General features: G+C 72.4%; 23 protein-coding genes. 9 read left to right on the forward strand and 14 right to left on the reverse strand.

The window, feature by feature from the left end; all coding sequences use genetic code 11:
- Nucleotides 1-54 precede the first annotated feature (54 nt).
- The 5 genes from ACY34K_RS03060 to ACY34K_RS03080 form a co-directional block, all read right to left on the reverse strand.
- On the reverse strand, nucleotides 55-1281 hold the full coding sequence (locus ACY34K_RS03060; protein ID WP_462744012.1) for an amidohydrolase: 1227 nt from the start codon (nucleotides 1279-1281) through the stop codon (nucleotides 55-57).
- Between the two features lie 226 nt (nucleotides 1282-1507).
- A complete protein-coding gene (locus ACY34K_RS03065) occupies nucleotides 1508-2587 on the reverse strand; it encodes a hypothetical protein (RefSeq protein ID WP_462743128.1) in 1080 nt (359 codons plus the stop codon).
- Complete coding sequence (locus ACY34K_RS03070) at nucleotides 2584-3471, reverse strand: N-acetylneuraminate synthase family protein (RefSeq protein WP_462743131.1); 888 nt, start codon at nucleotides 3469-3471, stop codon at nucleotides 2584-2586. The genes ACY34K_RS03065 and ACY34K_RS03070 overlap by 4 nt, the downstream gene beginning before the upstream one ends.
- Nucleotides 3472-3481: 10 nt before the next feature.
- Nucleotides 3482-4660, reverse strand: a complete 1179-nt coding sequence (locus ACY34K_RS03075) for a cytidylyltransferase domain-containing protein (RefSeq protein WP_462743134.1) — start codon at nucleotides 4658-4660, stop codon at nucleotides 3482-3484.
- Nucleotides 4657-5991 (reverse strand): DUF6716 putative glycosyltransferase, encoded by a 1335-nt coding sequence (locus ACY34K_RS03080; RefSeq protein ID WP_462743137.1) that lies wholly within the window; start codon nucleotides 5989-5991, stop codon nucleotides 4657-4659. Before ACY34K_RS03080 ends, ACY34K_RS03075 begins: the two co-directional genes overlap by 4 nt.
- Before the next feature lie 166 nt (nucleotides 5992-6157).
- Between ACY34K_RS03080 and ACY34K_RS03085 the strand changes: the two genes are divergently transcribed.
- Both ACY34K_RS03085 and ACY34K_RS03090 read left to right on the forward strand, forming a co-directional pair.
- Entirely contained in the window at nucleotides 6158-7147 is a 990-nt protein-coding gene (locus ACY34K_RS03085; protein ID WP_462743140.1) for a glycosyltransferase family 2 protein, read from the forward strand.
- Entirely contained in the window at nucleotides 7144-8547 is a 1404-nt protein-coding gene (locus ACY34K_RS03090) for a polysialyltransferase family glycosyltransferase (RefSeq protein WP_462743143.1), read from the forward strand. Before ACY34K_RS03085 ends, ACY34K_RS03090 begins: the two co-directional genes overlap by 4 nt.
- Nucleotides 8548-8628: 81 nt before the next feature.
- Here the strand turns inward: ACY34K_RS03090 and leuE are convergent, their stop codons facing one another.
- Nucleotides 8629-9279 carry a leucine efflux protein LeuE gene (gene leuE, locus ACY34K_RS03095; RefSeq protein ID WP_462743146.1) on the reverse strand — a complete coding sequence of 217 codons (651 nt, stop codon included), beginning with the start codon at nucleotides 9277-9279 and terminating at the stop codon, nucleotides 8629-8631.
- 81 nt (nucleotides 9280-9360) lie between these two features.
- Nucleotides 9361-10941, reverse strand: coding sequence for an acyl-CoA mutase large subunit family protein (locus tag ACY34K_RS03100; protein WP_462743149.1), 1581 nt, complete (start codon nucleotides 10939-10941; stop codon nucleotides 9361-9363).
- A gap of 183 nt (nucleotides 10942-11124) precedes the next feature.
- Between ACY34K_RS03100 and ACY34K_RS03105 the strand changes: the two genes are divergently transcribed.
- Nucleotides 11125-11979, forward strand: a complete 855-nt coding sequence (locus ACY34K_RS03105) for a L,D-transpeptidase family protein (protein ID WP_462743152.1) — start codon at nucleotides 11125-11127, stop codon at nucleotides 11977-11979.
- 211 nt (nucleotides 11980-12190) lie between these two features.
- Here the strand turns inward: ACY34K_RS03105 and ACY34K_RS03110 are convergent, their stop codons facing one another.
- The 5 genes from ACY34K_RS03110 to ACY34K_RS03130 form a co-directional block, all read right to left on the reverse strand.
- Nucleotides 12191-13171, reverse strand: coding sequence for a hypothetical protein (locus ACY34K_RS03110; protein ID WP_462743155.1), 981 nt, complete (start codon nucleotides 13169-13171; stop codon nucleotides 12191-12193).
- Complete coding sequence (locus ACY34K_RS03115; protein WP_462744014.1) at nucleotides 13171-13830, reverse strand: RNA polymerase sigma factor; 660 nt, start codon at nucleotides 13828-13830, stop codon at nucleotides 13171-13173. The genes ACY34K_RS03110 and ACY34K_RS03115 overlap by 1 nt, the downstream gene beginning before the upstream one ends.
- A gap of 271 nt (nucleotides 13831-14101) precedes the next feature.
- Nucleotides 14102-14815, reverse strand: coding sequence for a hypothetical protein (locus tag ACY34K_RS03120; RefSeq protein ID WP_462743158.1), 714 nt, complete (start codon nucleotides 14813-14815; stop codon nucleotides 14102-14104).
- Nucleotides 14812-15369, reverse strand: a complete 558-nt coding sequence (locus ACY34K_RS03125; RefSeq protein ID WP_462743161.1) for an RNA polymerase sigma factor — start codon at nucleotides 15367-15369, stop codon at nucleotides 14812-14814. The genes ACY34K_RS03120 and ACY34K_RS03125 overlap by 4 nt, the downstream gene beginning before the upstream one ends.
- Nucleotides 15370-15430: 61 nt before the next feature.
- Nucleotides 15431-15862: a hypothetical protein gene (locus ACY34K_RS03130; protein ID WP_462743164.1), complete on the reverse strand. Its 432-nt coding sequence runs from the start codon at nucleotides 15860-15862 to the stop codon at nucleotides 15431-15433.
- Nucleotides 15863-16248: 386 nt separating this feature from the next.
- Between ACY34K_RS03130 and ACY34K_RS03135 the strand changes: the two genes are divergently transcribed.
- Nucleotides 16249-18960 (forward strand): FG-GAP-like repeat-containing protein, encoded by a 2712-nt coding sequence (locus ACY34K_RS03135; protein WP_462743167.1) that lies wholly within the window; start codon nucleotides 16249-16251, stop codon nucleotides 18958-18960.
- 109 nt (nucleotides 18961-19069) lie between these two features.
- Here the strand turns inward: ACY34K_RS03135 and ACY34K_RS03140 are convergent, their stop codons facing one another.
- Together ACY34K_RS03140 and ACY34K_RS03145 are read right to left on the reverse strand one after the other, a co-directional pair.
- On the reverse strand, nucleotides 19070-19600 hold the full coding sequence (locus ACY34K_RS03140) for a hypothetical protein (RefSeq protein ID WP_462743170.1): 531 nt from the start codon (nucleotides 19598-19600) through the stop codon (nucleotides 19070-19072).
- 80 nt (nucleotides 19601-19680) lie between these two features.
- A complete protein-coding gene (locus tag ACY34K_RS03145) occupies nucleotides 19681-21327 on the reverse strand; it encodes a beta-N-acetylhexosaminidase (protein WP_462743173.1) in 1647 nt (548 codons plus the stop codon).
- A 182-nt stretch (nucleotides 21328-21509) separates the two neighbouring features.
- On the opposite strand from ACY34K_RS03145, the gene ACY34K_RS03150 reads away from it, so the two are divergent.
- The 5 genes from ACY34K_RS03150 (at nucleotide 21510) to ACY34K_RS03170 (ending at nucleotide 25658) form a co-directional block, all read left to right on the forward strand.
- Nucleotides 21510-22103, forward strand: coding sequence for a 2-oxo-4-hydroxy-4-carboxy-5-ureidoimidazoline decarboxylase (locus ACY34K_RS03150; protein ID WP_462744016.1), 594 nt, complete (start codon nucleotides 21510-21512; stop codon nucleotides 22101-22103).
- A 146-nt stretch (nucleotides 22104-22249) separates the two neighbouring features.
- Nucleotides 22250-22630 (forward strand): succinate dehydrogenase, cytochrome b556 subunit, encoded by a 381-nt coding sequence (gene sdhC, locus ACY34K_RS03155; RefSeq protein ID WP_462743176.1) that lies wholly within the window; start codon nucleotides 22250-22252, stop codon nucleotides 22628-22630.
- 8 nt (nucleotides 22631-22638) lie between these two features.
- Nucleotides 22639-23118 (forward strand): succinate dehydrogenase hydrophobic membrane anchor subunit, encoded by a 480-nt coding sequence (locus ACY34K_RS03160; RefSeq protein ID WP_462743179.1) that lies wholly within the window; start codon nucleotides 22639-22641, stop codon nucleotides 23116-23118.
- Between the two features lie 24 nt (nucleotides 23119-23142).
- Nucleotides 23143-24897 carry a succinate dehydrogenase flavoprotein subunit gene (gene sdhA / locus ACY34K_RS03165; protein ID WP_462743182.1) on the forward strand — a complete coding sequence of 585 codons (1755 nt, stop codon included), beginning with the start codon at nucleotides 23143-23145 and terminating at the stop codon, nucleotides 24895-24897.
- Nucleotides 24897-25658: a succinate dehydrogenase iron-sulfur subunit gene (locus ACY34K_RS03170; RefSeq protein ID WP_462743185.1), complete on the forward strand. Its 762-nt coding sequence runs from the start codon at nucleotides 24897-24899 to the stop codon at nucleotides 25656-25658. Before sdhA ends, ACY34K_RS03170 begins: the two co-directional genes overlap by 1 nt.

Genomic DNA, 25658 nt, shown 5'->3' on the forward strand with positions numbered 1-25658 from the left:
CCGCCCACACGGTGGGTAACACCGCAGGTGAGCGGGCCTGCAGGGGGAAACGGGCTACGCGGGACCGGCGCCGTCGATCAGCGCGGCGGCGGTGAACAGCTCGACGCCGACCTTGATGGCCCGTTCGTCGACGTCGAAATCGCCCCGGTGCAGGTCGTGCCGGGAGGTGTCGCCGGGGGTGCGCACGCCGAGGCGGGCCATGGCGCCCGGAACGTGCTCCAGGTACCAGGAGAAGTCCTCGCCGCCCAGGCTCTGTTCGGTGTCCTCGATGGCGTACGCGCCGAAGCGCTCGGTCATGGAGTCACGGAGCAGCTCGGTGACGACCGGGTCGTTGACGACCGGCGGGACCCCGCGGACGTACTCGATCTGGGACTTGGCGCCGTGCAGGGCCGCGACCTCGTCGATCGCCGCGTACACCTGGTCGGGGGCCTCGCGCCAGGCCGCCAGGTCCAGGCAGCGGACCGTGCCGCCGAGCTCGGCGTGTTGCGGGATGACGTTCGGGGCGTGACCGGCCTCGATACGGCCCCAGGTCAGGACGAGCCCGGCACGGGCGTCGACGCGGCGGGACAGCAGGGCGGGGACGTCCGCGGCGACCCGGGCGACGGCGGTGACCAGGTCGGTGGTCAGGTGCGGGCGGGCCGTGTGACCGCCGGCGCCGTCGAGGTGGACCTCCAGGCGGTCGCAGGCCGAGGTGATCGCGCCGGTGCGCAGCCCGATGCGGCCCGCGTCGACCCTGGGGTCGCAGTGGACCGCGATGATCTTGCCGACGCCTTCGAGTACACCGGCGTCCACGACGGTGATGGCGCCGCCCGGCATCACTTCCTCGGCGGGCTGGAAGAGCAGCCGTACGGCGTTGGGGAGCAGGCCCTGGCGGTCCAGCTCCGCGAGCACCAGACCGGCGCCGAGGGCGACGGTGGTGTGGACGTCGTGACCGCACGCGTGGGCGCGGTCGGGCACCGTGGAGCGGTAGGGGACGTCCGTCTTGGTGTCGGGGATGGGCAGGGCGTCGATGTCCGCGCGGATGGCGAGCATGGGGCGCACGCCGTCCCAGGTGCCGATGTCACACGTGAGGCCCGTGCCGCCCGGGAGAACCTGCGGACGCAGACCGGCGGCTTCGAGCCGGGCCTTGATCGCCGCGGTGGTGCGGAACTCCTGGAATCCCAGCTCGGGGTGCATGTGCAAATCCCGGCGGAAAGCGATCAGCTCGGCACGCAGGGACTCGGGCAGCGTGCCGAGGAGCGGCGTATCGCCGGGAACGTCGGCTTCAGGGTCGCGGGACATCAACTTGTTCACCCATGAAAGGGTAGGCGTGTTTCCCCCTTAACTAACGTGTGATCTCCAAAACTTCAGCCCGATAGGGGAAAGAAACCCTGGACGGCGGGCTTGGGACCAGGGCGAAGTGGGTAAGCTCACTCGATTTCGGGCTCGGCATCGATCTTGACTGTCTCAGGTAGTGGACAAATCGCGGGCTTGTTCGCATGGGCGAGCGGGCCGGAGCGGCCCGCCCTCACGCTCCGGTGAGCGACAGGCCGTGCGCCGAGCGTGCCGATTCCGCCACGCCGGCCAGGAAACGCCGGGCCCGGGGCGACGCGGTCTCGCGGAGCCACTCCGGCGCGATCGGGCAGACCGTGATCGTCACTCCGGTGCCCGCCAGGGCCGGCGGCAGGGTGTGCACCACCGTGGAGGGAAAACTCAGCACGGTACGGCCGATCGGGCCACGCCGGGCGATGACCTCCAGCGGCAGGTCGGGGCGGACGATCTCCAGTCCGGTGTCGACGGCGACGCGGTGCAGCTTCCCGGCGCTCTCCCGCCGGTGCGCGAAGTACCGGGTGGCCCCGTGGGCCGCGGCGAGACGGGCGACCGCCCGGACGTAGCGGTCGGGATCGACCACGCCCGTCTCCACCAGTGAGGTGCCCACCAGGTCGGCGCCGCGGGTGAGCCGCGGCGGCCCGAAGCGGGATCTGGTCCAGGCGAAGCCGTTCGGCGTGAGGACGGTGCCCTCGGGCGCCCGCACCGGCAGGGCGGTGAACAGCTCCACGGTGCGGTGGCGTGAGGGTGCGAGCCGGCGGCGGGCCAGGGCCGTGACCGGGGCCAGGGCCAGCTCCCGCGGGCTCCTGCCGCCGCTGTGGTGCCAGCGCACCAGGCGTTCGCCGCGGGCGAGGAGGGCGGCGAACTCCATCGTGGCGGTGCCGTCGTCGACGATCGTGAGGTGGCGCGCCCCGAAGAGCGTGAGCAGCAGCTGGACGTAGCGCGAGAACGGATCTCCGATGATCACCCGTTCGGCCGCGCGCAACAGGGGGGTGAGGTCGCGCAGGGTGCGGGCGAGGGCGCCGCGGCCGCCGCGGGCCTCCTGCCAGCGGACCGTGACGCCCTCGTCGCGCGCCAGCCCGGCCATGCGGCGCAGCTGGCCGCGTGACATGGGGTCGGTGGGCGAGAGGACGATCAGAGTGAGGGCGCTCGGGGGTACGGCGGAGGCATGGGCCCACTCCAGGACGTTCAGGAGCTGCACCGGGCTCTCCACGAAGGCCGGCAGGGGGCCCGCGGGCGCCGTCGGGGGCGTCGTGCGCGACGCCGGGTGGGCGGTCATACCGTGGCCGGGACCCGGCGGAGCTTCTTCATGGGGCCGAGCTCCGACTCGTACACCTTCTTGATGCCGTCGCCGAGCGCGGTCTCGATGGTGCGGATGTCGCGGACGAGGCGGACGAGGCCCTGCGGTTCGACCGAGGCGGCCTGGTCGGACCCCCACAGCGCCCGGTCCAGGGTGATGTGGCGCTCGACGAAGCAGGCGCCGAGGGCGACGGCGGCGAGAGTGGTCTGCAGGCCCGTCTCGTGGCCGCTGTAGCCGATGGGGATGTTCGGGTAGTCGCGCTGGAGCGACTCGATCACCCGCAGGTTGAGCTCGGTGGCCCGCGCCGGGTAGGTCGAGGTGGCGTGGCACATCAGGATGTTGTCGCTGCCCAGCACCTCGACGGCATGGCGGATCTGCTTGGGCGTCGACATGCCGGTGGACAGGACGACGGTGCGGCCGGTGGCGCGCAGGGTGCGCAGCAGCTCGTCGTCGGTGAGGGAGGCGGAGGCGACCTTGTGGGCGGGCGGGTCGAACTTCTCCAGGAACGCCACGGCCTCGGTGTCCCACGGGGAGGCGAACCAGTCGATGCCGCGGGCCCGGCAGTGCTCGTCGATGGCCCGGTACTCGCTCTCGCCGAACTCGACGCGGTGCCGGTAGTCGATGTAGGCCATCCGGCCCCACGGGGTGTCGCGCTCGACGTCCCACTGATCGCGCGGGGTGCAGATCTCGGGGGTGCGCTTCTGGAACTTGACGGCGTCGCAGCCGGCGTCGGCGGCCGCGTCGATCAGCGCGAGCGCCTTGTCGAGGTCGCCGTTGTGGTTGATGCCGATCTCGCCGGTGATGTAGACGGGCTCTCCGGGTCCGGCGAGCTTGCGTCCGAGGGTGCGCGGGCGGGGGTTCATGGTGCGGTTCCTAACTGCGGTCGAGGGTCGGGCCGAGGAGCCAGGACGCGATCTCCCTGACGGCCCCGGCTCCGCCCGGGGTGGCGGTGACGGCACGGGCCGCGGCCCGCACGGAGTCGTGGGCGTCGGCGACGGCCACGGGCCAGCCGACGAGCCCGAAGCAGGGCAGATCGTTGACGTCGTTGCCGGCGTAGAGCACCCGCTGGGGGTCGATGGCGTGGTCGTCGCACCACTGCTTGAGGGCCGCGTCCTTGCGGTCGACGCCGTGCAGGACGGGGATGCCGAGCTTGCGGCCGCGGGCGGCGACGACGGGGTTGCGTTCGGTGGAGAGGATCAGCAGTTGTACGCCGGCGCGGCGCAGGGCGGCGACGCCGAGTCCGTCCCCGCGGTGCACGGCGACGAGCTCGCGCCCTTCGGAGTCGATGAGCACCCGGTCGTCGGTCTGGGTGCCGTCGAAGTCGAGGACGACGGCGTCGATGTCGTCGGGGTGCGGGGTGACGCGCTCGTCGAGCAGCGGCGCGAGCGCGCGGGCCCGGGCGAGGTCGTGCGGGTCGTCGATCTCCAGGGCGCGGGCGGGGTCGGTGGGGACGAGTGCGGTGCGGCCGAAGAACCGGTGCCGGTGCTCCCGGAAGCCGCGCGCGTCCATGGCGTAGGCGGCGCCGGTCTCCAGGTACTCGGGGTCGCGCTCCTGCCGCCGCGAGCGGTGGGCCTTGTCGTGGTTGACGCCGTGCCCGCCGGTGTCCTCCCGCCACAGGAAGCCGTGGGAGCGGGCCACCGTGAGGGCGGTGGCGGCGCCCGCGCGGAGGACCTCCGAGGCGACGCCGTCGAGGTCCGGGCCGGTGAGGAAGGGGCTGGTGCACTGGACCAGCAGCACGACGTCGACGGGGCGCCCGTGGAGGGACTCGAAGGCGTCCATCGCGTGGAGCACCGCCGACTCGCTGGTGGCGGTGTCGCCGGCCAGGGCGGCGGGCCGCCACACGGCCTCGGCACCGGCCGCGCGGGCCGCCTCGGCGATCGCCGGGTCGTCCGTCGAGACGACGACATCGGTCACGAGCCGGGCCGCGAGGCAGGCGCGGACGGCACGGGCGACCAGCGGGACGCCGCCGACGTCGGCGAGGTTCTTCCCCGGGACGCCCCGGGAGCCGCCCCGGGCGGGGACGACGGCGAGGACGGTGGATCGTTCGGTCACAGCTCCCCCAGGCGGCGGACGACCGGGGCGACGCGCTGCACCCCGTGGCGGTAGAGGCCCCGCGCCGCGTCGCGCAGGACGCGCCGCAGGACCGTGGGTGGGGCGCCGGCGGGACCGGCCGCGGCGTCCAGTCGGTGGCGGGCCAGCACACCGGGCAGGTAGCCGGGGGCCGTGGTGCGGGTGTAGTAGGGGCTCAGCGGCGGCAGGGCGGGCCCGGCGAGCAGGCCGAGCACGCGTGCGCGGGCCGCGGCGAAGGCGGAGTCGTACGATCCGTCACTGGCCACGCCCTGGCAGGCCAGCCACTCCTCGTCCGGCACCGGGCGGTGCCCGCGGTCCAGCCGTTCCCAGGAGGTGAGCAGCCCCGACCCGATGAAGTGGTGGTTGCCGAGCGCCTCGCGCACGCCGAGGTCGGTGAGGACCGCGGTGGGCACACGCCGGTGCAGGGCCTCCAGGGCGGCCGTGGAGGAGACGGTGACCAGCAGGTCGGTGCGGTCGAGGAGGTCGCCCATGTGGCCGTGGACGAGCCGGAGGTTGGGTGGCGGGGACATGCCCCGGATCAGCTTCTGGTACGGGAGTTCCTCGATGTGCGTGGTGTGCTCGCCCGGCAGGGAGCGGAGCTTCAGCAGGACCTCGCGCTCCGGGCGCAGCCGCGCGTGCTCGACGAGCCTCCGCAGCAGATAGGTGCGGTCGGCCCGGGAGGCGGGGACGGACGGCTGGGCGGCGAAGACGAGCGTGTCCCGGCCCTCCTGCGGCGCGTACGGCGCGCCACCGAGGAAGGGCAGGGCCGCTTCGACGACGGCCGAGGCGTCGGCGCCCACGCCCTCGTACACGGCGCGGAAGCGCTCCGCGTCGTGGCGGGAGTTGGCGAGCACGACGTCGGCGCCGTGCCGCAGCAGCAGCCCGTCCGCGAGCTTCTCGTAGACCACTCCGACGTAGCCGGTCACGACGACCGGGCGGCGCGGGAGCGCCAGACCCGCCAGGCCGTGCAGCATCGCCTGGACGGTGCCGCCGACCAGCGCGAGGACGACGACGTCGTACGCCTCGTCCCGCACCGCCCGGAGGAACTCCGCGCCGGTCACCTCGCGCGGCGGCCGCGCGTGGGCGCCGACCTCGGCGAGCTGTCGCGCGGTCGGGGTGGCCCGGCCGCGCAGCAGGAAGCCGGCAGGTTCCGCGCCGGGCGGTTCGGCACCGGGGCGTTCCGCCGGTTCGGCACCGGGCGGTTCCGCGCCGGGCGGGGCGATGCGACGCGCGGTGAGCGCGCCCCATTTCCATCGGGTGTCGGAATCGGCGAGTACCGCGATCCGCACCTCTGCAGTGGTCCTCGAAGGCACGCCGAGGACGTTAGGAAGGCGCTTCGCTTTTCGGCCCAACTCGACCGCAACAAACGGTGAACAGCGGCCGGCCGCAATCCGGTTAAGGAGCGCGCCGCTCAGTGTTCACCGGGCATCCCTTCCTCGGTCAGAGCGAATGTCCGGGGCACCGCATAGCGTCTCGCGGGTGGTCAAGCTCTCTGTCGTCGTGCCGTTCTACAACGTGCAGACATATGCCCCCGACGCCCTGAACAGCCTGCGTGCGAACGCCCGCGAGGACTTCGAATTCCTGCTCGTCGACGACTGCTCGACCGACGGGACCGGGGAGATCCTGCGGCGGGCCGTGCGCGAGGTGCCGGGAGCGGTCCTGCTCCGGCACGCGCGCAACAGCGGGCTGGCGACCGCCCGCAACACCGGCATCGACGCGGCCCGGGGCGAATATCTCGCGTTCCTCGACGGCGACGACTGGGTCGCGCCCGGCCACTTCGCCCGGCTGCTCGCGTCCGTGGAGGGGTTGGGCTGCGATTTCGTGCGCACGGACCATGTGCGCTGCGTGGGCAGGGAGCGCACCGTGCACCGGGTTCCGGTGGGCCGGAGGGGCGAGGTGCTGCGGCCGCGCGACGCGATCCTGCCGGCCGACCGGTCCACGTCGGTCGACTACCCCTACGCCTGGGCCGGGATGTACCACCGGAGGCTGGCGGACCGGGGTCTGCTGCGCTTCACGGACGGGCTGCGCACCGCCGAGGACCGGCCCTGGATATGGCGGCTGCACCGCGAGGCGGAATCCTTCGCGGCGGTGAGCACACTCGGATTCTTTTACCGGCGCGGTGTCTCCTCGTCACTCACACAAATCGGCGACATTCGTCAGCTCGATTTCATTCGGGCTTTCGATCAGGTTCTCGCGGAAACGGCGAAGGATCCGGATTCCGACCGGCTGCTGCCGAAAGCGGTGCGCACCTACTGTGCGATCATCGCGCACCATCTGGGTTCCGCCGGGCGCTTCGAACCGCCCGTCGCCCGTACATTGCGGGCCTGGAGCGGGGCCGCGCTGGGCCGTATGCCGCGGCACCTACTCGAAGACGCCCTCGACACGATGGACGCCGAGCGCGCGTCCCGGCTGCGCCGGCTGCACCGGGCGCGCAGGCGGTCCGTCCGCACGACGGGGGCCGTGGCATGAGCACCCCCCGGACGCCCGGTACGGCCACCCGGACGGACCGCACGACCGCCCGCGCGGCCCGCACCACGCAGATCCTCTACGCCTCGACGCTCTACGGCGCGGTGACGCTGGCCGCCGCGGTGGACAGCGGCTGCTTCGCGCCCGCCGGCCGGCGGCTGCTGCTGGTCGCCAACAACGCGGCCGTCCCCGAGACGGCGGTCCCGCTGGACCGGACGCCCGGCTTCGAGCGGCTGCGCGACCGCTTCGACGGGGTGCTGTCCTGGAACGACGCCGTGGCGCCTTTCCACCCGGCCGGCTGGTCGCCCCGCCCGGACGACGTGCCCCTGTGGGAGCGTCATCTGCGGCTGCTCTGGGGGCTCGGTGACGACCGGATCGAGCTGGCGGTCGAGTCCCTGCAGGTCGCGCCCGCGCTGTCGGTGGCCCAGCTGTTCCCCGACGCGCCGGTCGATGTGTACGCGGACGGGCTGATGAGCTACGGCCCCACCCGCAACAGGCTCGACCCGCTGGTCGGCGAGCGGGTGCGGCGGCTGCTGCACCTGGATCTCGTGCCGGGGCTGCGGCCGCTGCTGCTGGCGGAGTTCGGCGCGGTGCCGGAGGTCGTGCCGACCGAGGCGTTCCTGAAGGTCGTCGACGAGCTGGCCGGGTCCGGCGCAGGGCCCGCGGGGACGGCGGAAGGGGCGGCGGAGGCGGAGGGCGGCGCTCTGCTGCTGGGGCAGTACCTGTCCGCGCTGGACATCCTCACCCCCGCCGAGGAGGAGGCGCTGCACCTGCGGATGGTGCGCGGCGCGATCGCGCGCGGGCACCGCAGGATCGTGTTCAAGCCGCACCCGGTGGCGCCCGCGTCCTGGTCGCGCGCCCTGGAGGAGGAGGCCCGGACCGCCGGCGCCGCATTGACGGTGCTCGAAGGGCCGGTGCTCGCCGAGGTGCTGTTCCGGCGGATGCGTCCGGCTCTGGTGGCCGGGTGCTTCTCGACCGGGCTGTTCACCGCGAGCGCGTTCTACGGCATCCCGGCCGCCCGGCTCGGCACCGGTCCGCTGCTGGACCGGCTGACGCCGTACCAGAACAGCAACCGGGTGCCGGTGACCCTCGCGGACGCGCTGCTGCCTGACCTGGAGGGCGGTGCGGAGCCCCCCGCGGAGACGGATCTGGCGGGGCTGCTCGCCGCGGTCGGCTTCGCCATGCAGCCGCGGACGCGGGCGGATCTGCGCCCGGCGGCAGAGCGGTATCTGGCCGCCCGGACGGGCACGGCGGGCCGGCGGTACTTCAAGCGGCGCCGGCTCACCGCGCTGGGGCTGCCCGGCGGCCTCCCGGCGACCCGCAACGCCGCGGTGCGCCGCCTCGCCCGGCGCGTGGTCCGCCGGGCCCGAAGGAGCCTCGGGCGGACGGCGCTCGGCGGGTGACTTCCGGGGACGGCCCCGGGAAGGACGGGCACGTGCCCCGCCTCGGCTGTACCGGCCTGGCGTGCCGCCCCGGACGAAGGGTCAGGCGCTGGTGAGCGACAGCTTCAGGGCGAAGCCGAGGAAGAGGGCCCCGGCCGCGGACGTGGCGGTGGCGGACAGGCGCCTGCGGCGGCGGAAGGCGGCCGCGAGATGCGTCCCGGCGAAGATCAGCACGGTCAGGTAGAGCACGCTCGCCACCTGGGCGAGGGCGCCGAGCACGACGAAGGAGAGCGCCGGGTACTGGTAGGCCGGATCGACGAACTGCACGAAGAACGCGACGAAGAAGAGGATCGCCTTCGGGTTGAACAGGCTGATGACCAGGGCCCGGCGGAACGGCCGCTCGGCGGCGCCGCCCGCGGGGGCGGCCTCGTCGGCCGTCTCGTCGCGCCGGGCGCGCCACATCGACAGGGCGGCCCTCAGCATGCCGATCGCCATCCAGGTCAGATAGCCGGCGCCCGCGTACTTGACGATGCCGAAGAGCAGCGCGTTGCCCTGGAGCAGGGAGGCGACGCCGGCCGCGGAGAGCGTCATCAGGACCGTGTCGCCGCACCAGACACCGGACGCGGCGACATAGCCCGTCCGTATGCCGCGGCGGGCGGCGACGGAGAGCACGTACAGCGAGTTGGGTCCCGGCAGCAGAATGATCAGGACGAGACCGACGAGGTAGGTCGGCAGATCGGTGACACCCAGCATGGGGCGGAGTGTCGCACACGGGTACGACACTCCGCCTCGGGGTTTCACGGGGCGGAACGGGTCGGAACGCGTCCGCCGGCGTCAGAACGCGTCCGTCGGCGTGTGCGTCCCCCACACCTCGCGCAGCGCGTTGCAGACCTCGCCGACCGTGGCCCGGGCCCTGAGGGCTTCCTTCATCGGATAGAGGACGTTGTCGGTACCGCGGGCGGCGTCCCGCAGGGCGGCGAGGGCCGTGTCGACCGCCTCCTGGTCGCGCTCGGCGCGCAGGGCCGCGAGGCGTGCGGCCTGCTGGGCCTCGATCGCCGGGTCGACGCGCAGGGGCTCGTAGGGCTCCTCCTCGTCCAGGGTGTAGCGGTTGACGCCGACGACGACCCGCTCGCCGGAGTCGGTCTCCTGGGCGATCCGGTACGCGTTGTGCTCGATCTCGTTCTTCTGGAAACCGCGCTCGATGGCGCTGACGGCGCCGCCGAGGTCCTCGACGCGTGCCATGAGGGCCAGCGCCGCCTCCTCCACCTCGTCGGTCATCTTCTCTATGACGTAGGAGCCGGCGAACGGGTCGACGGTGGCGGTGACGTCGGTCTCGTACGCGAGGACCTGCTGGGTGCGCAGGGCGAGGCGGGCGCTCTTGTCGGTGGGCAGCGCGATGGCCTCGTCGAAGGAGTTGGTGTGCAGCGACTGCGTGCCGCCGAGGACCGCGGCCAGACCCTGGACCGCCACCCGGACGAGGTTGACCTCGGGCTGCTGGGCGGTGAGCTGCACACCGGCGGTCTGGGTGTGGAAGCGGAGCATCTGGGACTTCGGGTTCTTCGCCCCGAACTCCTCGCGCATGACGCGCGCCCAGATCCGGCGGGCGGCGCGGAACTTGGCGACCTCTTCGAGGATCGTGGTGCGGGCGACGAAGAAAAAGGAGAGCCGGGGCGCGAAGTCGTCGACGTCCATGCCGGCGGCTACGGCGGTGCGGACGTACTCGATGCCGTCGGCCAGGGTGAAGGCGATCTCCTGCGCGGGTGAGGCCCCGGCCTCCGCCATGTGGTAGCCGGAGATGGAGATGGTGTTCCACTTCGGGATCTCGGCCCGGCAGTACTTGAAGATGTCGGCGATGAGCCGGAGGGAGGGCTTCGGCGGGAAGATGTAGGTGCCCCGCGCGATGTACTCCTTCAGCACGTCGTTCTGGATGGTGCCGGTCAGCTTGTCCGCGGGGACGCCCTGCTCCTCGCCGACGAGCTGGTAGAGCAGCAGCAGGATCGCGGCGGGCGCGTTGATGGTCATCGACGTGGAGACCTTGTCCAGCGGGATGCCGTCGAAGAGCACCCGCATGTCGTCGATCGAGTCGATCGCCACGCCCACCTTGCCGACCTCGCCGTGGGCGATGGGGGCGTCGCTGTCGTGGCCCATCTGGGTCGGCAGGTCGAAGGCGACCGAGAGGCCCATGGTGCCGTTCGCGATCAGCTGCTGGTAGCGGGCGTTGGACTCGGTGGCGGTGCCGAAGCCGGCGTACTGGCGCATCGTCCAGGGGCGGCCGGTGTACATGGTCGGGTAGACGCCGCGGGTGAAGGGGTAGGAGCCCGGTTCGCCCAGCTTGCCGCCGGCGTCCCAGCCGCTCAGGGCGTCCGGTCCGTACACCGGCTCGATGGGCAGACCCGACTCGGACTCGCGCGCCATGTGCTGTGCCTCCCAAAGGCCCTACTGGCTGGTAACCATCCTCGCCACGGACTGTAGCGGCGGCCGTGCGGCACGGTGGAGGGCCGCGCGGTGGGACCTTCCTCACAGCATGCTCCGGGCAGCGCAACCAAGCACGCCCGAGAAGCATCCCTTAGGTACATACGTTCACCCCGGGGGGCTCACATGAACCGCACGTCCGTCATACGCAGAGCACTGCTGGCCGCTGCCGCCGTGGCTGTCGCCACCGGTTGTACGGCCCAGGCCGTGGGGAGTCCCGGGGCGTCCCCCACGGGCTCCCCCTCCTCCGCCGCGTCACCGGCGGCCGAGTCGCCGGCCGGCGGCGCCCAGGACGGGGCCGAGCCGTCCGGCACCCCCTCGTCCGCGAAGCCGTCGGTGAGCGGCAAGGACGAGGTGCTGATGGCGGAGGGGACGGAGAACGAGCAGGTCCGCGAGTTGCAGGCGCGGCTGCGCCAGCTCGACCACTTCCACCGCAGTCCCACCGCGTTCTACGGCTCGATGACCGCCGAGGCGGTGTCGGCCTTCCAGAAGAAGAGCGGGCTGCCGAAGACCGGCAAGGTCGACGAGACCACCTGGCAGCGGCTGCTGGCGACGACGCGCAAGCCGACCGCGGACGAGCTGCGCCCGCAGACCAGCAACGAGCTCGACACGCCGGACCAGCGCTGCATGACCGGCCGGGTGCTCTGCATCAGCAAGGAGAGCCGCACCCTCGCCTGGATGATCGACGGCAAGGTCGTCGCGGCGATGGACGTCCGTTTCGGCTCGGTCAACACACCGACCCGTGAGGGCACGTTCAAGGTGGACCGCAAGGAAGTCGAGTGGAAGTCGACGCTCTACCACTCCGACATGCCGTACTCGATGTTCTTCAGCCGCGGCCAGGCGGTGCACTACTCCTCGGACTTCGCGGCCCGCGGTTACAACGGCGCCTCGCACGGCTGCGTCAACGTCCGCGACAAGCAGCGGCTCGCGCAGGTCTTCAAGCAGGTGAAGGTCGGCGACAAGGTCGTCGTCCACTGGTAGGAGAGGCCCCGGGCGTTTCGCCGGAAGGGGGGAGCGGAGAGGGCGCGGGCGGGACCGGGGGAACGTGTCCCGCCCGCGCCATGTGCGCTGAGCCGTAGGTACGGGGGGAACCCCGGCTCTTCGCGCGGCCGATGACCAGTCGGCTCACTCATTACTGCGTCACGGGGTCGAAAAACGTCACACCCTGCCGAAGATTTTTTGAAACCGCAGGTCAGAAGGCCAGTTCGGTCACCGGCAGAGAAGCCGGCGGCACGGGGCGCCAGGTGACGGAGGGGACACCGCCCGCCTCGCCGGAGTCGCCGTCCTCACCGCCGGTCTTGCCGCCGCTGTTCTTGCCGCCGTCGTCGCCGCTGCCGGCGGTCTCGCCCTCGCGGTCGCCGTCCAGCAGCCAGTCGCAGAACTTCTTGACGTTGTGGCCGCCCTGGGCGGCCAGCGCGAGCTGCTTCTCACGGTCGCCGTCGAGGTCGCCCTCGCGGTAGGCGCGGCACTCCTTCGTCATCTTGGCGTACCAGGTGCGGTCCCGGATCTTCTCCCGGTCCGGGATGTGGTCCCCGGTGCTGCCGGAATCCTCTCCGCCGGTACGGCTGGGCTCCGGCCCGGGCTCGTGCGGACGGTCCGGTCCGGGTCCGGCCCCGGGGCCGGACGGCGACGGGGACGACGGTGTGCCGCCGGGCTCGGCGGGCGTCTCGGGCGTACGGGAGTCACGGCCGCCGGCCGGCTCCTCGGACACCAGCGGTCCGGGGGTGGCGGGGGCCGACACGGAGGAGGCGGGCAACGGCTCGCGGTCGCCGCCGAGGGCGGCCAGCACGCCGCTGCCCGCGGCGACGGCCACGCCGCCGACCGCGAGTCCGGCGACCGAGGCGGCGAGTCCCCAGCGCAGGGGCCGGCCCCAGCGGAGGGACCGGGGCGCCGGCTTGACCCGTACCGGGCCGAGGTCCGCGCCGGGCGCCGTCGCGGCGGGCCGCGCACCGGCCCTCCCGGCCGCGCGGGCCTGCCGGAAGGCCGCGAGCGCCGCCGCCTCGCCGGGCAGTTCGGCGCCGTCGGCGGGGTGCGGCGCACGTACGGAGTCCAGTGCCTCCGCGAGGAGGCGGGCCCGCGCCCGTGCCTGATCGTCGGCCGGGTCGACCGGCTCACCACGCAGCAGTCGCTCCGCCGCTTCCTGGTCGAGCCATTCATTCCGCTCGTCGGCCATCACATGTCCTTCTGCGTCCGCGAGCGCCAATGCGTCACACCGGTGCGGGCGACGGAGCCCGAGCGCGGCCCCGGTTGCGGCGGTACGGCGCCGAGCGCGGGGCCCGCCCCTTCCGTGCCGAGCAGTTCGCCGAGCCGCTTCAGCCCGCGGTGGGCGGCGGTCCGTACGGCGCCGGGGCGCTTGCCGAGCGTCTTGGCGGCGCTCTTGGCGTCCAGGCCGACGACGACGCGCAGGATGACGGCCTCGGCCTGGTCCTGCGGCAGCTGGGCGATCAGATTCATGGTGTGGCCGGTGGCCAGCGCTTCCATGGCCTCGTCCGCGGTGTCGGACTCGGCCGGCTTGTCGGTGAGTTCGGCTTCGTCACCGCCGATGGCGGGACGCCTGCCGCGCATGCGCAGATGGTCGAGGGCGCGGTTGCGGGCGATCCGTGCCGCCCAGCCCCGGAACCGGTCCGCGTCCCCGCTGAACCGGTCGAGGTCGCGGGCTATCTGCAGCCAGGACTCCGATGCGACGTCCTCGGCGTCCACGTCGCCGACCAGCGTGCGTATGTAGCCGATGAGCCGCGGATGCACGGCGCGGTACACAGCACGGAAGGCGTTCTCGTCCCCGTCCTGTGCCGCGAGCACCGCGGCGGTCAGCTCCGCGTCGTCCCCCAGCACTCCCACAACCCTGTTCGTCATCGCGGCTGGTCACATTGCCCATCGGCCAGCGCGCAGCAGCACGCTACGTCCTTTCCCCGCGTCACGTCCATGTCTAGTACAACGTGCAACATCTCTCTGACGCAGCGCGGTGTGACAGAAAACGCACGCACGGCGCTGATAGGAGTACGGGGCCGTGAAGCGGACCCGCGGAAGACGACCGGGGCCTCTCCTGTGGGGGGTGGCGGCCCCGGTCGTCCTCCAGTGACACGCGAGGCGGCTCACGCGCCGCTCAGGACGGGGCGCGCGTTCCCCCGCCGCCGCCCTCTTCCCGCCCCTGGCTTCCGGTGCCCTTCTGCTTCGCCGGCCGTGTCGGCCGGCGCGGCTGCGTCGTCCGGACGGACGTCCGCGTGCCGTTCGTCGCGGTGGGGCCGGGCTTCCCGGTCTTCGGCGGCTTCCGGGGTTTCGTGGGCGGCTTCTGCGGGTTCGCCGGTTCGTCCACCAGGCCCTTGCCCCGCTGTTCCCGCTTCCCGCCGTCGTCCTCCGCCCGGGTGTCGTCCGGGACGCGGGCCGAGCGGGTGGGACGCACGCCCTGCTCCGGGTCCCGCTCGACGAGCGGCGACGCGGGGACGCCCCGGGTCGGCGCGCCCGACGGGCCGGGCCCCGGCGCCGTCGCGCCGCCGAACGGGGAGGGGATCGCGCCCGTCCCGGCCGCCACGGCGACCCCGCCCAGCAGCACGGTCGCCGCCAGGCCCAGTGCGGCGGCCCGCAGTGACCGCTGTCGGGCACGGCGCTCCCGCACCGGCCGCCAGTCGTCCCGCCGCCGGTTGCTCACCACGGCGTGCGCGCCCGCGTCGCGCGCCGCCCGGAAGGCCGCCAGTGCCTTCCGCTCGCCCACCGGGTCGGCGGGCTCGTCGCCGCGCACGGCGGCGCCGAGCAGCTCCGCCGTCTCCCGCAGCTCCGCCGGCTCCGCCTGCGTGCGCGGCTCGTCCGGTTCGCGTTTCATCCTTCTCCGCCCTGCGCCAGTCGCCCGGCGAGTTTTCTCAGCCCTCGGTACGCGGCGGTGCGTACCGCTCCCGGGCGCTTGCCCAGGACCCGCGCGGTCGCGGGTCCGTCCAGTCCCACGACCACCCGCAGCAGGACGGCCTCGGCCTGATCGCGCGGCAGTCCGCGGATCAGTGCGAGCGCCTCCTCGGTGGAGAGGGACTCCAGTGCCGCGGCGGCGGTGTCCTGTCCGCCCGGCAGTTCCAGTACGTCGTGTTCGATCAGCGAGGTGAGCGGGGCGCGCCTCTGCTTGCGCAGATGATCGAGAGCCCGGTGGCGGGCGATGGTCGCCGTCCACCCCCGGAAGCCCGCGCCGTCCCCGCGGAACCGTCCCAGGTCGCGCGCGATCTCCAGCCACGCCTCGGCGGCGACGTCCTCGGCGTCGTCTCCCACGAGCCCCCGGACATAGCCGAGCAGGCCCGGCTGCACCAGCCGGTAGGCCTGCGCGAACGCGTCCTCGTCCCCCTGCTGGGCGCGCGCGACGGCAGCTCCCAGGTCCGCGTCGTACGCCCCCACACCGTCCTCTTCGCGCCGTCCTGATCCCCCTGAATGCTCTGCGCCGCGGCGCCCGGAAATGTCACAGCAGCGCCTTGTCCCCGGTGCGGCCGTGCAGGAGCAGGTAGAAACGCTGGACGGATTCCTCCGGGCCGGTCTCGAAGCGGTTGGCGACCTTGCCGAGCGGGTTCCAGGCCCGGCCGTCGGGCATCCGGATGCCGACCGGCTGGCCGAAGTACGCGCGCTGGTCCTCGTCGAAGTCCACCCACTGCCCGCCGGCGCGGCGCACGATCACCTCGCCGGTGTACGCGCCGAGGCCCCTCAGGACCGGCTCGACCCGCTCCCGTGCGGGCTGGTCGCGCCGCAGCCCGTCCACGACGAGGTCGACGAGGCGCAGGCTGGCGGCGCTGTAGTCGAGCGGCAGCCGGTTCCGCTCGGTCAGCCGGGTCACGAACCGGGCGACGTGCGCACGGATGTCCCGGGCGGCGGGCAGTGTGCTGAAGTCCCCATCCATGCCTGACCCAGCGACGGCGGGCACGGGACCGTCACACGAACCGGAATGTGTCACTTCTCATAGCCGGAGCCCGGCCCGCTCGTACAACCATTCGTACAACTCGGGTGTCCGCGCTCACTTCCCCCCTGCCGACCGGCACGTATGCACCACTCCGTCCGCTTGGTCCGATCGCTCGCGCCGAGTTGATCGGCTGGGGTATAACCGCCCGGTTCCCGCACGGAAACCCAGTCACGTGTTCGCCGATCCCCCACCCGGCGCCGCATCGGCATGCCCTCGGGCAGGCCGGCCGCGCGGCCGGAAGCAGGCCGCTACCGGGTCCGCCGTAGGTCGATTCTTCTGGAGGGTGGGGCACTGTGAGCCCGCGCAGAGCGCATGCGTACCAACCGTTGAGCACGAAGCGCAGAGCCTGGCTGACGCTGGGCGCGGTCGTCCTGGGCGGCGCCGGAATGGTGACCGTGGCCGTGGCCGGCCCCGGCGACAACCCCGGAAAGGGCCCGGCCGAACGCCCGGCGAAGCTGCGCACGCTCGGGCTCGGCGGCGGCACCACCGCGGTCTCCCTGCCCAGCACCGAAACCGAGGAGTTCTCCCTGCTCGGCATCGGATGGGGCGACGCCCGCACCAGGGTGGCGGGAGACGCCAGGATCCGCACCCGCGACGCCGTCAGCGGCAGATGGAGCCCCTGGCGGACGCTGGACCTGGACGCCCACCTGCCCGACGGCGAGGAGACCCCCGAACGCGGGGCGTCGGAGCCGCTGTGGGTCGGCCCGTCCACCGCCGTGCAGGTCAAGGTCACCTCCGGGAAGGCGCTGCCCAAGGACCTCCGGCTGCACATGGTCGACCCGGGCGTCACCGCCACCGAGTCGGCGAACGGAGCCGCCCTGCCGCCCGCCGACGACGCGGCGATGACCGGCGCCGCGTACGCCCTGGAGGAGACCCCGTCCCCCGGCGCGAGCGACACCACCGCACCGGCACCCTCGGAGCCGGTCCCCAGCGACCCGCCGGCGCCCACCGTGACGGAGACCGCGACCTCTCCCGCGCCGTCGGAGACCCGCTCCGACACGCCGTCCCCGACCGGTTCCTCCCCCGCCCCGACACCGACCGCGACCGTGCCGGTCGCGCCGCCGTCCACGGTCAACCGGCCACCGATCATCACGCGCGCCCAGTGGGGCGCGGACGAGACGCTGGTCGACGACCCGCCGGAGTACCTCGGCAAGGTGCAGGCGGTCTTCGTCCACCACACCGTCGACACCAACGACTACAGCTGCGCCCAGAGCCCGGCGATGGTCCGCGCGATCCTGACGTACCACGTCGAGAGCGAGGGCTGGAACGACCTCGGCTACAACTTCCTCGTCGACAAGTGCGGCCGGATCTTCGAGGGCCGCGGCGGCGGAGTCGACCTGCCGGTCAAGGGTGCGCACACCTACGGCTTCAACAGCTATTCCGCCGGCATCGCCTTCATGGGCGACTTCGAGGGCGACGCCGCCGCGGGCAAGCCCGCCGGCCGGCCGACCCGGGCCGCGCTGGAGTCGGCGGCCCGCCTCGCCGCCTGGAAGCTCGGGCAGTACGGCGGCAACCCGCTGGGCAAGGTCACGCTGACCGCCCAGGGCGACACCGGCGTGTGGAACGAGGGTGAGCAGGCCACCGTGAACGTCGTCTCCGGCCACCGGGACGCCTTCGCCACCGTCTGCCCCGGCAAGAACCTCTACGCGAAGCTCTCCGGCATCCGCTCCTTCGCGGCGAGCGCCGGCCGCAACTCCGCGATCCCCACCGAGGACGTCGACCGGGACGGCATCACCGACCTGGTCGCCGCCCTGCCGAAGGCCTCGGGCGGCGCCGGGCAGGTGAAGGTCCTGCGCGGCACCACCGACGGGCCGAGCCTCACCGGCCGCTGGACCATCGACCAGAACAGCACCGGCGTGCCCGGCGACAACGAGGCGTCCGACTCCTTCGGCACCGCGAGCGCCTACGGCGACTTCAACGGTGACGGGTACGCGGACCTGGTGGTCGGCGCCCCCGGCGAGGACGACACCTCCGGCCACACCGACACCGGCTCGGTCACCGTCCTGAACGGCCCGCACCTCACCTCCGGCACCTCGTACATGACCTCGCCCGCCTACCGGGTCAACGGCGACAAGCTCGGCACCGCCGTCGCCACGGGCGACTTCAACGCCGACGGCAAGTCCGACGTACTCTCGGTCGCGCCCGGCATCCCCGGCCGCTGGTGGGTGTTCGAGTCGAGGAACACCACCCACCCGACGAAGGCCGGCTACCTCAGCGACAAGGCCAACACCTCGGTCGTCTCCTTCGCGTCCGCCGCGAGCGGGGACTTCAACAAGGACGGGTACGCCGACGCCGCCGTCACCTACCGCGACTCCTCCGGTGTCGGCCGGATCGTCGCCCTCAAGGGCACCGCGAACGGCCTGGAGCGGATCGGCGTCCTCTACCCGCGCGGCGGCCGCTCCCTCGACGTGGGCGACCTCAACGGCGACGGGTACGACGACCTGGCGATCGGCCAGCCGAACGCCACCGAGTCCGGCCACACCGCCAGCGGCGGCGCGGTCGCCACGGTCTTCGGATCCGCCACCGGCCTGACCGCCACCGGCCGCGCGACGTTCCAGCAGAACTCCACCGGCGTGCCCGACACCGACGAGGCCGGCGACACGATGGGCGCGTCCGTCTCCGTCGGCGACGTCGACCTCGACGGCTACGCCGACGTCCTGACCGGCCTGCCGGGCGAGGACCTCGTCCGCGGCGGCGCGGCCCAGGCCAACGCGGGCCAGGCGATCCTGCTGCGCGGCTCGTCCACCGGCCTGACCGCCACCGGCTCGGTCGCCCACTCGCAGGACACCACCGGAGTGCCCGGGGACTCCGCCCCGAACGAACGGCTCGGCGCGGCCGTGACACTGTCCGACCTCTCCGGCTACGGCCGGGCGGACCTGGCACTGGGCGCCGACGGGGAGGACGCGAACAACGGCGTGATCCTGCAGCTGGACAACAGCGGCGCGAACGGCGTGGTCCCGTCGTCGGGCATCTACTACGGCGTGTCGTCCCTGGGAGCACCCACCGGCCTCAACATCGGCCGGCTGCTGTTCCCCTGACCGTGCGCGCGGTTCTCCCCCTGGCCTCGGGCCGGGGGGACCCCCACCGGGGCGCCCCTTCGGCTCACTCGCGTGATCCGGCGCTCGTCTCGCGCCGGGCCCGGCCCGCTCACGCTCCCCGGGCCCGGCGCGAGACGACGGCGCGCACCACACGCTGGCCCTCGGCGGATATGTCCACCACCTGACGCAGGCCCGCGGGCGTGTCGTCGGTGAGGACCTCCAGGATGCGGACCTGACGGCGAAGCTCGCCGCTGACGAGCGGACCGGAGTCGTCGCCGGAGGGCAGGACCTCCAGTGCCCGGTGCGCGGCGAGCGCGTGCTGCGAGCAGGTCTCGGCCCACTCCCGCAGCGCCTCCGCCTCCCAGACGACGGGTGCGGCGCCCAGCATCTTGCGGACCGGACCCGCCCCCTCGCCCGCGGGGTCGCCGGCCGTGTCGCCGGCGGCCTCCAGCGCGGCGCGGGCCCGGTCGAGGCGCTCCGCCCAGCCGGCGCCCTTCCTGGCCACGGCACCCCACAGCGGGCGCAGGTCGTCCCCGCTGCCGTCGAGCAGGGGCAGGCAGCGGTCGAGGCAGGCCAGGGCCGAGGCGGCCAGCCCTCGCTCATCGGCCTGCGCGATCAGTTCCTGCAGGCTCGGACTCATGGCGGTCTCCTGTCGCGGACGCAGTACTTCCCCTTACTGCGCCGCCTGCCGCGTTTCCGTCACGCCCGGTGGTGCCCGACCTACGGAGCGCTGTCCAGCCGGTCGGCGAGGGACCGGAAGTTCTCCCAGGTCAACGGTGGCTTGCCGGCGTCCCACAGTTTCTGGGCCGTGGCGCGGAGCGGCATGCGGATGCCGGTCGCCACCTGCTCCTGGGTCTGCCGGTTCGCGAGGTCGCACCAGACGGCGAAGCTGCCGCCCAGGATCTGCGCGTCGTAGCGGGCGGGGACGGCCGTGCTGCCGCGCAGGACCCGTGGCGTCCACTCCTGGTAGATGCGGCGGCCGGTGGGATAGACGAACTGGTTCGGCTCGCCGAGCACGTAGTAGAGGTACTCGTCGTTGTAGTTGACCACCTTGCGGCCCTCGGCCAGGTACCGCGCCGGTACGCGCGCGCCGATCTCCTTGCCCGTCCAGTAGGCGACTTCGATGTCCTTGCGGGCGCTCACCGCCCCGCCGGGGAAGAACCCGTCGTTCCAGGCCTTCGCGGTCTTTCCGGCGGCGCGGACGGTCGCGGCCCGGTCGTTGAGCCAGCCGGTGGCGAGATCCTCGACGTCCGCGCCGGGCCCGTACTTCTCGGCCGCGGCCCGTGCCAGCTGCGGGTAGGAGGCCTCGGGGTCGCTCACCGTCAGGGCCTGGTACTCGTCGGCGCCCACGTGGAACCAGGCGCCGGGGAAGAGCGCGGCGTACTCGCGCAGCAGGTCGTCCACGATCCGCGCGGACCCGGGCTTCGAGATGTCGATGGCGCCGCGACGCGGGGTGCCCTGGACATTGCGCAGCTGGAGGTCCGGGTGGGCCCGCATGACCGCACCCAGGTGCCCGGGCGAGTCGATCTCGGGGACGACGGTGATGTGCAGGCTGCGGGCGAGCGCGAGGATCCGGCGGACCTCCGCCTTGGTCAGGTGCTGTGCCGAGACCACCTCGGGGTGGCTGTCGGACTGGATACGGAAGCCCTGGTCGTCGGAGAAGTGCAGCCCGAGCTGGTTGAGCTTGAGGTCCGCCATGTCGCGCAGCCGGTCCTCGATCCACGCGGCGGTGAAGTGCTTGCGGGCGATGTCGACCATCAGACCGCGCTGCGGCTTGGCCGGCGCGTCGCGCACGACCCCTTCGGGTGCGGCGCCGCCGGAGCGCAGCGACTGTTTCAGGGTGCGGGTGCCGTAGAAGACCCCGGCCTCGCCGGGGCCGCTGATCCGCACCCGGCCGTTACGCACGGTGAGCCGGTACGACTCGGAGCCGCCCTGCTGGGACGCGTCAAGCGCGAGCTCGACGTCACCCGGGCCCGCGGGCGTCTCGCCGGCGTAGCCGGTCCCCAGCTCGCGGGCCAGCAGCCGGCCCTCGTCGGCCAGGGCCCCGCTGCCCTTGGCGAGGACGACGGCGCTGCCGCCGCCGGGCCGCCAGCCCGGCCCGCGGGCGGGCTCGTGGTCGCGCACGGCCGGGATGGTGCGCGGCGCGGTGGACAGCGGATACGTCCTGGTCGGAGTGGGGGTGGGGGTCGGCGCGGGCGTCGGTGCCCGGGAGCCCGCGGCCGGGGCGGAGGGGGCTTGTGCGCTGGTGGGCGGTGCGGTTCCGGCGCCGTCGGCGCAGCCGGCGGCCAGGGTGGCGACGAGCGCCACCAGGGCCGCCGGCCCGCGTATCAGGTCCGTGGTGCGCTGCCGGTTCGGATGCCGTTCCATAGCGACCTTTCGTCCATCACCTGTATTGAAACTCTCCCTTCCGGGTGAAGTTCCCGCATCTCTCGTACAGCTCGCGCTCACCCTGGGTAATCTTGTGCCTCCTCCCTCACAGAATTCCCACATCTGAGCCGTCCCGTCACGTCCGCTGTCCCGACTCCCGCTGTCCCGTCGAGGAGCCCACGCTGTCCAGCGAATCCCACGCCGGCACCCCGAAGCGACCGACGGCTTTCGCCGTCCGGCCCGGCGCCACGCCGATACCGTCCCAGACACGCGGGTCCCGCTCGCCGGCGGGGCTGATCCGGTTCAACGCCGCGCCCGAGGCCGCGACCGAGGCCGCCCTCCTGGCCTGCTGCGGCAGCCGCCGCTGGGCCCAGCGGGTCGCCGCCCACCGCCCCTACCCCACGCTGGAGGCGCTGCTGGCGGCCGCGGACGAGGCGAGCTACGACCTGTCCGGCGCCGATCTGGACGAGGCCCTCGCCGACGAGACGTCCGCCGGTCTGCCGCCCGGCACGCCGCAAGCGGCGCGCACGGCGCTGAGCGCCGCGAGCGCGGCGTACGAGAGCCGCTTCGGCCACGCGTTCGTGATCTGTCCGGGTGAGCGGGGCGGCGTGGACCACCTGGACCGGGTCCTGGGCGGCATCCACGCCCGTCTGGGGCACCAGCCGGACGAGGAGCGGGCTGTCGCGGCGGACGAACTGAGGCGCCTGGCCCGTGCCCGTTTGTTGCGACTTGTCACGGATGCAGGACTGACCGATAGCCCGTCCGTGCTCGTTTGATTGCCTGTTTGATCACACTGGCGGACCCCGGGCGAGCGAACCGACATCTCGTCGCTACGATGACCGGGGCCGGTGGACCGTACCCGGCCGGGCCAGACCGACAGAGAAGCCGGCCGGCCCCAATCCCGCTCCCGGAGGGTTTTTCCGTGCCGGCTGGAACGCTGTACCGCGGCCGGGAAGGAATGTGGTCCTGGGTGGCTCATCGAGTCACCGGCGTCCTCATCTTCTTCTTCCTGTTCGTACATGTGCTGGACACTGCTCTCGTCCGCGTCTCCCCCGAGGCCTACGACGAGGTCGTCGCCACGTACAAGACGCCCATCGTCGCGCTGCTCGAGTACGGCCTGGTGGCCGCCATCCTCTTCCACGCGCTCAACGGCCTTCGCGTGATCGCCGTGGACTTCTGGTCCAAGGGCCCCCGCTACCAGAAGGCGATGTTCTGGTGGGTGATGGTCATCTGGATCGTGCTGATGGCGGGTGCCGTCTACCCCGTCCTCGGCCACGCCGCACGTGAATGGTTCGGGAGCTGACGCCAGACATGTCCACTGACCTCACCAAGTCCGCTGTCGGTCCCGTCGAGGGCGTGAGCCTCTACGACGTGGACAACCCCGCCCCGGTCATCGAGCCGCCGCGCAAGCGGACCAAGAAGACCCCGAAGTCGACCCGCGGCAACTTCGAGATGGCCGCATGGCTCTTCATGCGCCTCTCGGGCATCGTCCTGGTCGTCCTCGTCATCGGCCACCTGCTGATCCAGCTCGTGCTCGACGGCGGCGTCTCCAAGATCGGCTTCGCCTTCGTGGCCGGCCGCTGGGCGTCCCCGTTCTGGCAGGTCTGGGATCTGCTGATGCTGTGGCTGGCGATGCTGCACGGCGCCAACGGCCTGCGTACCGTCATCAACGACTACGCCGAGCGCCCGAACACGCGCCTGTGGCTCAAGGGCCTGCTGTACACCGCCACGGTGTTCACCATCCTTCTGGGCACGCTGGTGATCTTCACCTTCGACCCGAACATCCGCTAGGCACGGGGCTGAGGTAACCACGTCATGAAGTTCCACAAGTACGACACCGTCATCGTCGGCGCCGGCGGCGCCGGCATGCGCGCCGCCATCGAGGCGACGAAGCGCAGCCGTACCGCCGTGCTGACGAAGCTGTACCCGACCCGCTCCCACACGGGCGCCGCGCAGGGCGGCATGGCCGCCGCGCTGGCGAACGTGGAGGAGGACAACTGGGAGTGGCACACCTTCGACACGGTCAAGGGCGGTGACTACCTGGTCGACCAGGACGCCGCCGAGATCCTGGCGAAGGAGGCCATCGACGCCGTCCTCGACCTGGAGAAGATGGGCCTGCCGTTCAACCGGACCCCGGACGGCACCATCGACCAGCGCCGCTTCGGCGGTCACTCCCGCAACCACGGCGAGGCCCCGGTCCGCCGGTCCTGCTACGCCGCGGACCGCACCGGTCACATGATCCTCCAGACGCTGTACCAGAACTGCGTCAAGGAGGGCGTGGAGTTCTTCAACGAGTTCTACGTCCTGGACCAGCTGATCACCGAGGTCGACGGCGTCAAGACGTCCGCCGGTGTGATCGCCTACGAGCTGGCCACCGGCGAGATCCACGTCTTCCAGGCGAAGGCCGTGATCTACGCGTCCGGCGGCACCGGCAAGTTCTTCAAGGTGACCTCCAACGCGCACACCCTGACCGGTGACGGCCAGGCCGCCTGCTACCGGCGCGGTCTGCCGCTGGAGGACATGGAGTTCTTCCAGTTCCACCCGACGGGCATCTGGCGCATGGGCATCCTGCTGACGGAGGGCGCCCGTGGTGAGGGCGGCATCCTCCGCAACAAGGACGGCGAGCGCTTCATGGAGAAGTACGCGCCGGTCATGAAGGACCTCGCGTCCCGTGACGTCGTGTCCCGCTCCATCTACACGGAGATCCGTGAGGGCCGCGGCTGCGGTCCCGAGGGCGACCACGTCTACCTGGACCTGACGCACCTCCCGCCGGAGCAGCTGGACGCCAAGCTCCCGGACATCACCGAGTTCGCGCGTACGTACCTCGGCATCGAGCCCTACACGGACCCGATCCCGATCCAGCCGACCGCGCACTACGCCATGGGCGGCATCCCGACGAACGTCGAGGGTGAGGTCCTGAGCGACAACACGACGGTCGTCCCGGGTCTGTACGCCGCCGGTGAGGTCGCCTGTGTCTCCGTGCACGGCGCCAACCGTCTCGGCACCAACTCGCTGCTGGACATCAACGTCTTCGGTCGCCGCGCCGGCATCGCCGCCGCGGAGTACTCGGTCAAGGCCGACTACGTCGATCTGCCGGAGAACCCGGCCTCCTTCGTGGAGGAGCAGGTCGAGCGGCTGCGCAACTCCACCGGCTCGGAGCGGGTCGCGGACCTGCGCCGCGAGCTGCAGGAGACGATGGACGCCAACGTGATGGTGTTCCGCACCGAGCAGACGATCAAGACCGCGGTCGAGAAGATCGCGGAGCTGCGCGAGCGGTACAAGAACGTGGCCATCCAGGACAAGGGCAAGCGGTTCAACACCGACCTGCTGGAGGCCATCGAGCTGGGCAACCTGCTGGAGCTGGCCGAGGTCATGGCCGTCTCCGCGCTGGCCCGCAAGGAGTCCCGCGGCGGTCACTACCGCGAGGACTACCCGAACCGCGACGACGTCAACTTCATGCGCCACACCATGGCGTACCGCGAGGTCGGCGACGACGGCTCCGAGACCGTCCGTCTCGACTACAAGCCGGTCGTCCAGACCCGCTACCAGCCGATGGAGCGTAAGTACTGATGGCTACCCCCGTACTGGACAAGGTCGAGGCGGACTCCGCCGCCTCTCCCTACATCACGGTCACCTTCCGGATCCGCCGCTTCAACCCCGAGGTCTCCGACGAGGCCCAGTGGCAGGACTTCCAGATCGAGATCGACCCGAAGGAGCGTGTGCTCGACGGTCTCCACAAGATCAAGTGGGACGTCGACGGCTCGCTCACCTTCCGGCGCTCCTGCGCGCACGGCATCTGCGGCTCCGACGCGATGCGGATCAACGGCAAGAACAGGCTCGCCTGCAAGACGCTGATCAAGGACATCAACCCGGACAAGCCGATCACGGTCGAGCCCATCAAGGGCCTGACGGTCCTGAAGGACCTGGTCGTGGACATGGAGCCGTTCTTCCAGGCGTACCGCGACGTGATGCCCTTCCTCATCACGAAGGACACCAACGAGCCGACGCGTGAGCGGCTGCAGTCCGCCGAGGACCGCGAGCGGTTCGACGACACCACCAAGTGCATCCTGTGCGCGGCGTGCACGTCGTCCTGCCCGGTGTTCTGGAACGACGGCCAGTACTTCGGTCCGGCGGCCATCGTGAACGCCCACCGGTTCATCTTCGACTCGCGCGACGAGGCCGGCGAGCAGCGTCTGGAGATCCTCAACGACAAGGACGGCGTGTGGCGTTGCCGCACCACGTTCAACTGCACGGACGCCTGCCCGCGCGGTATCGAGGTCACCAAGGCGATCCAGGAAGTCAAGCGTGCCCTGATCACGCGCCGCTTCTGA

Source organism: Streptomyces sp. STAM6, assembly GCF_054963715.1.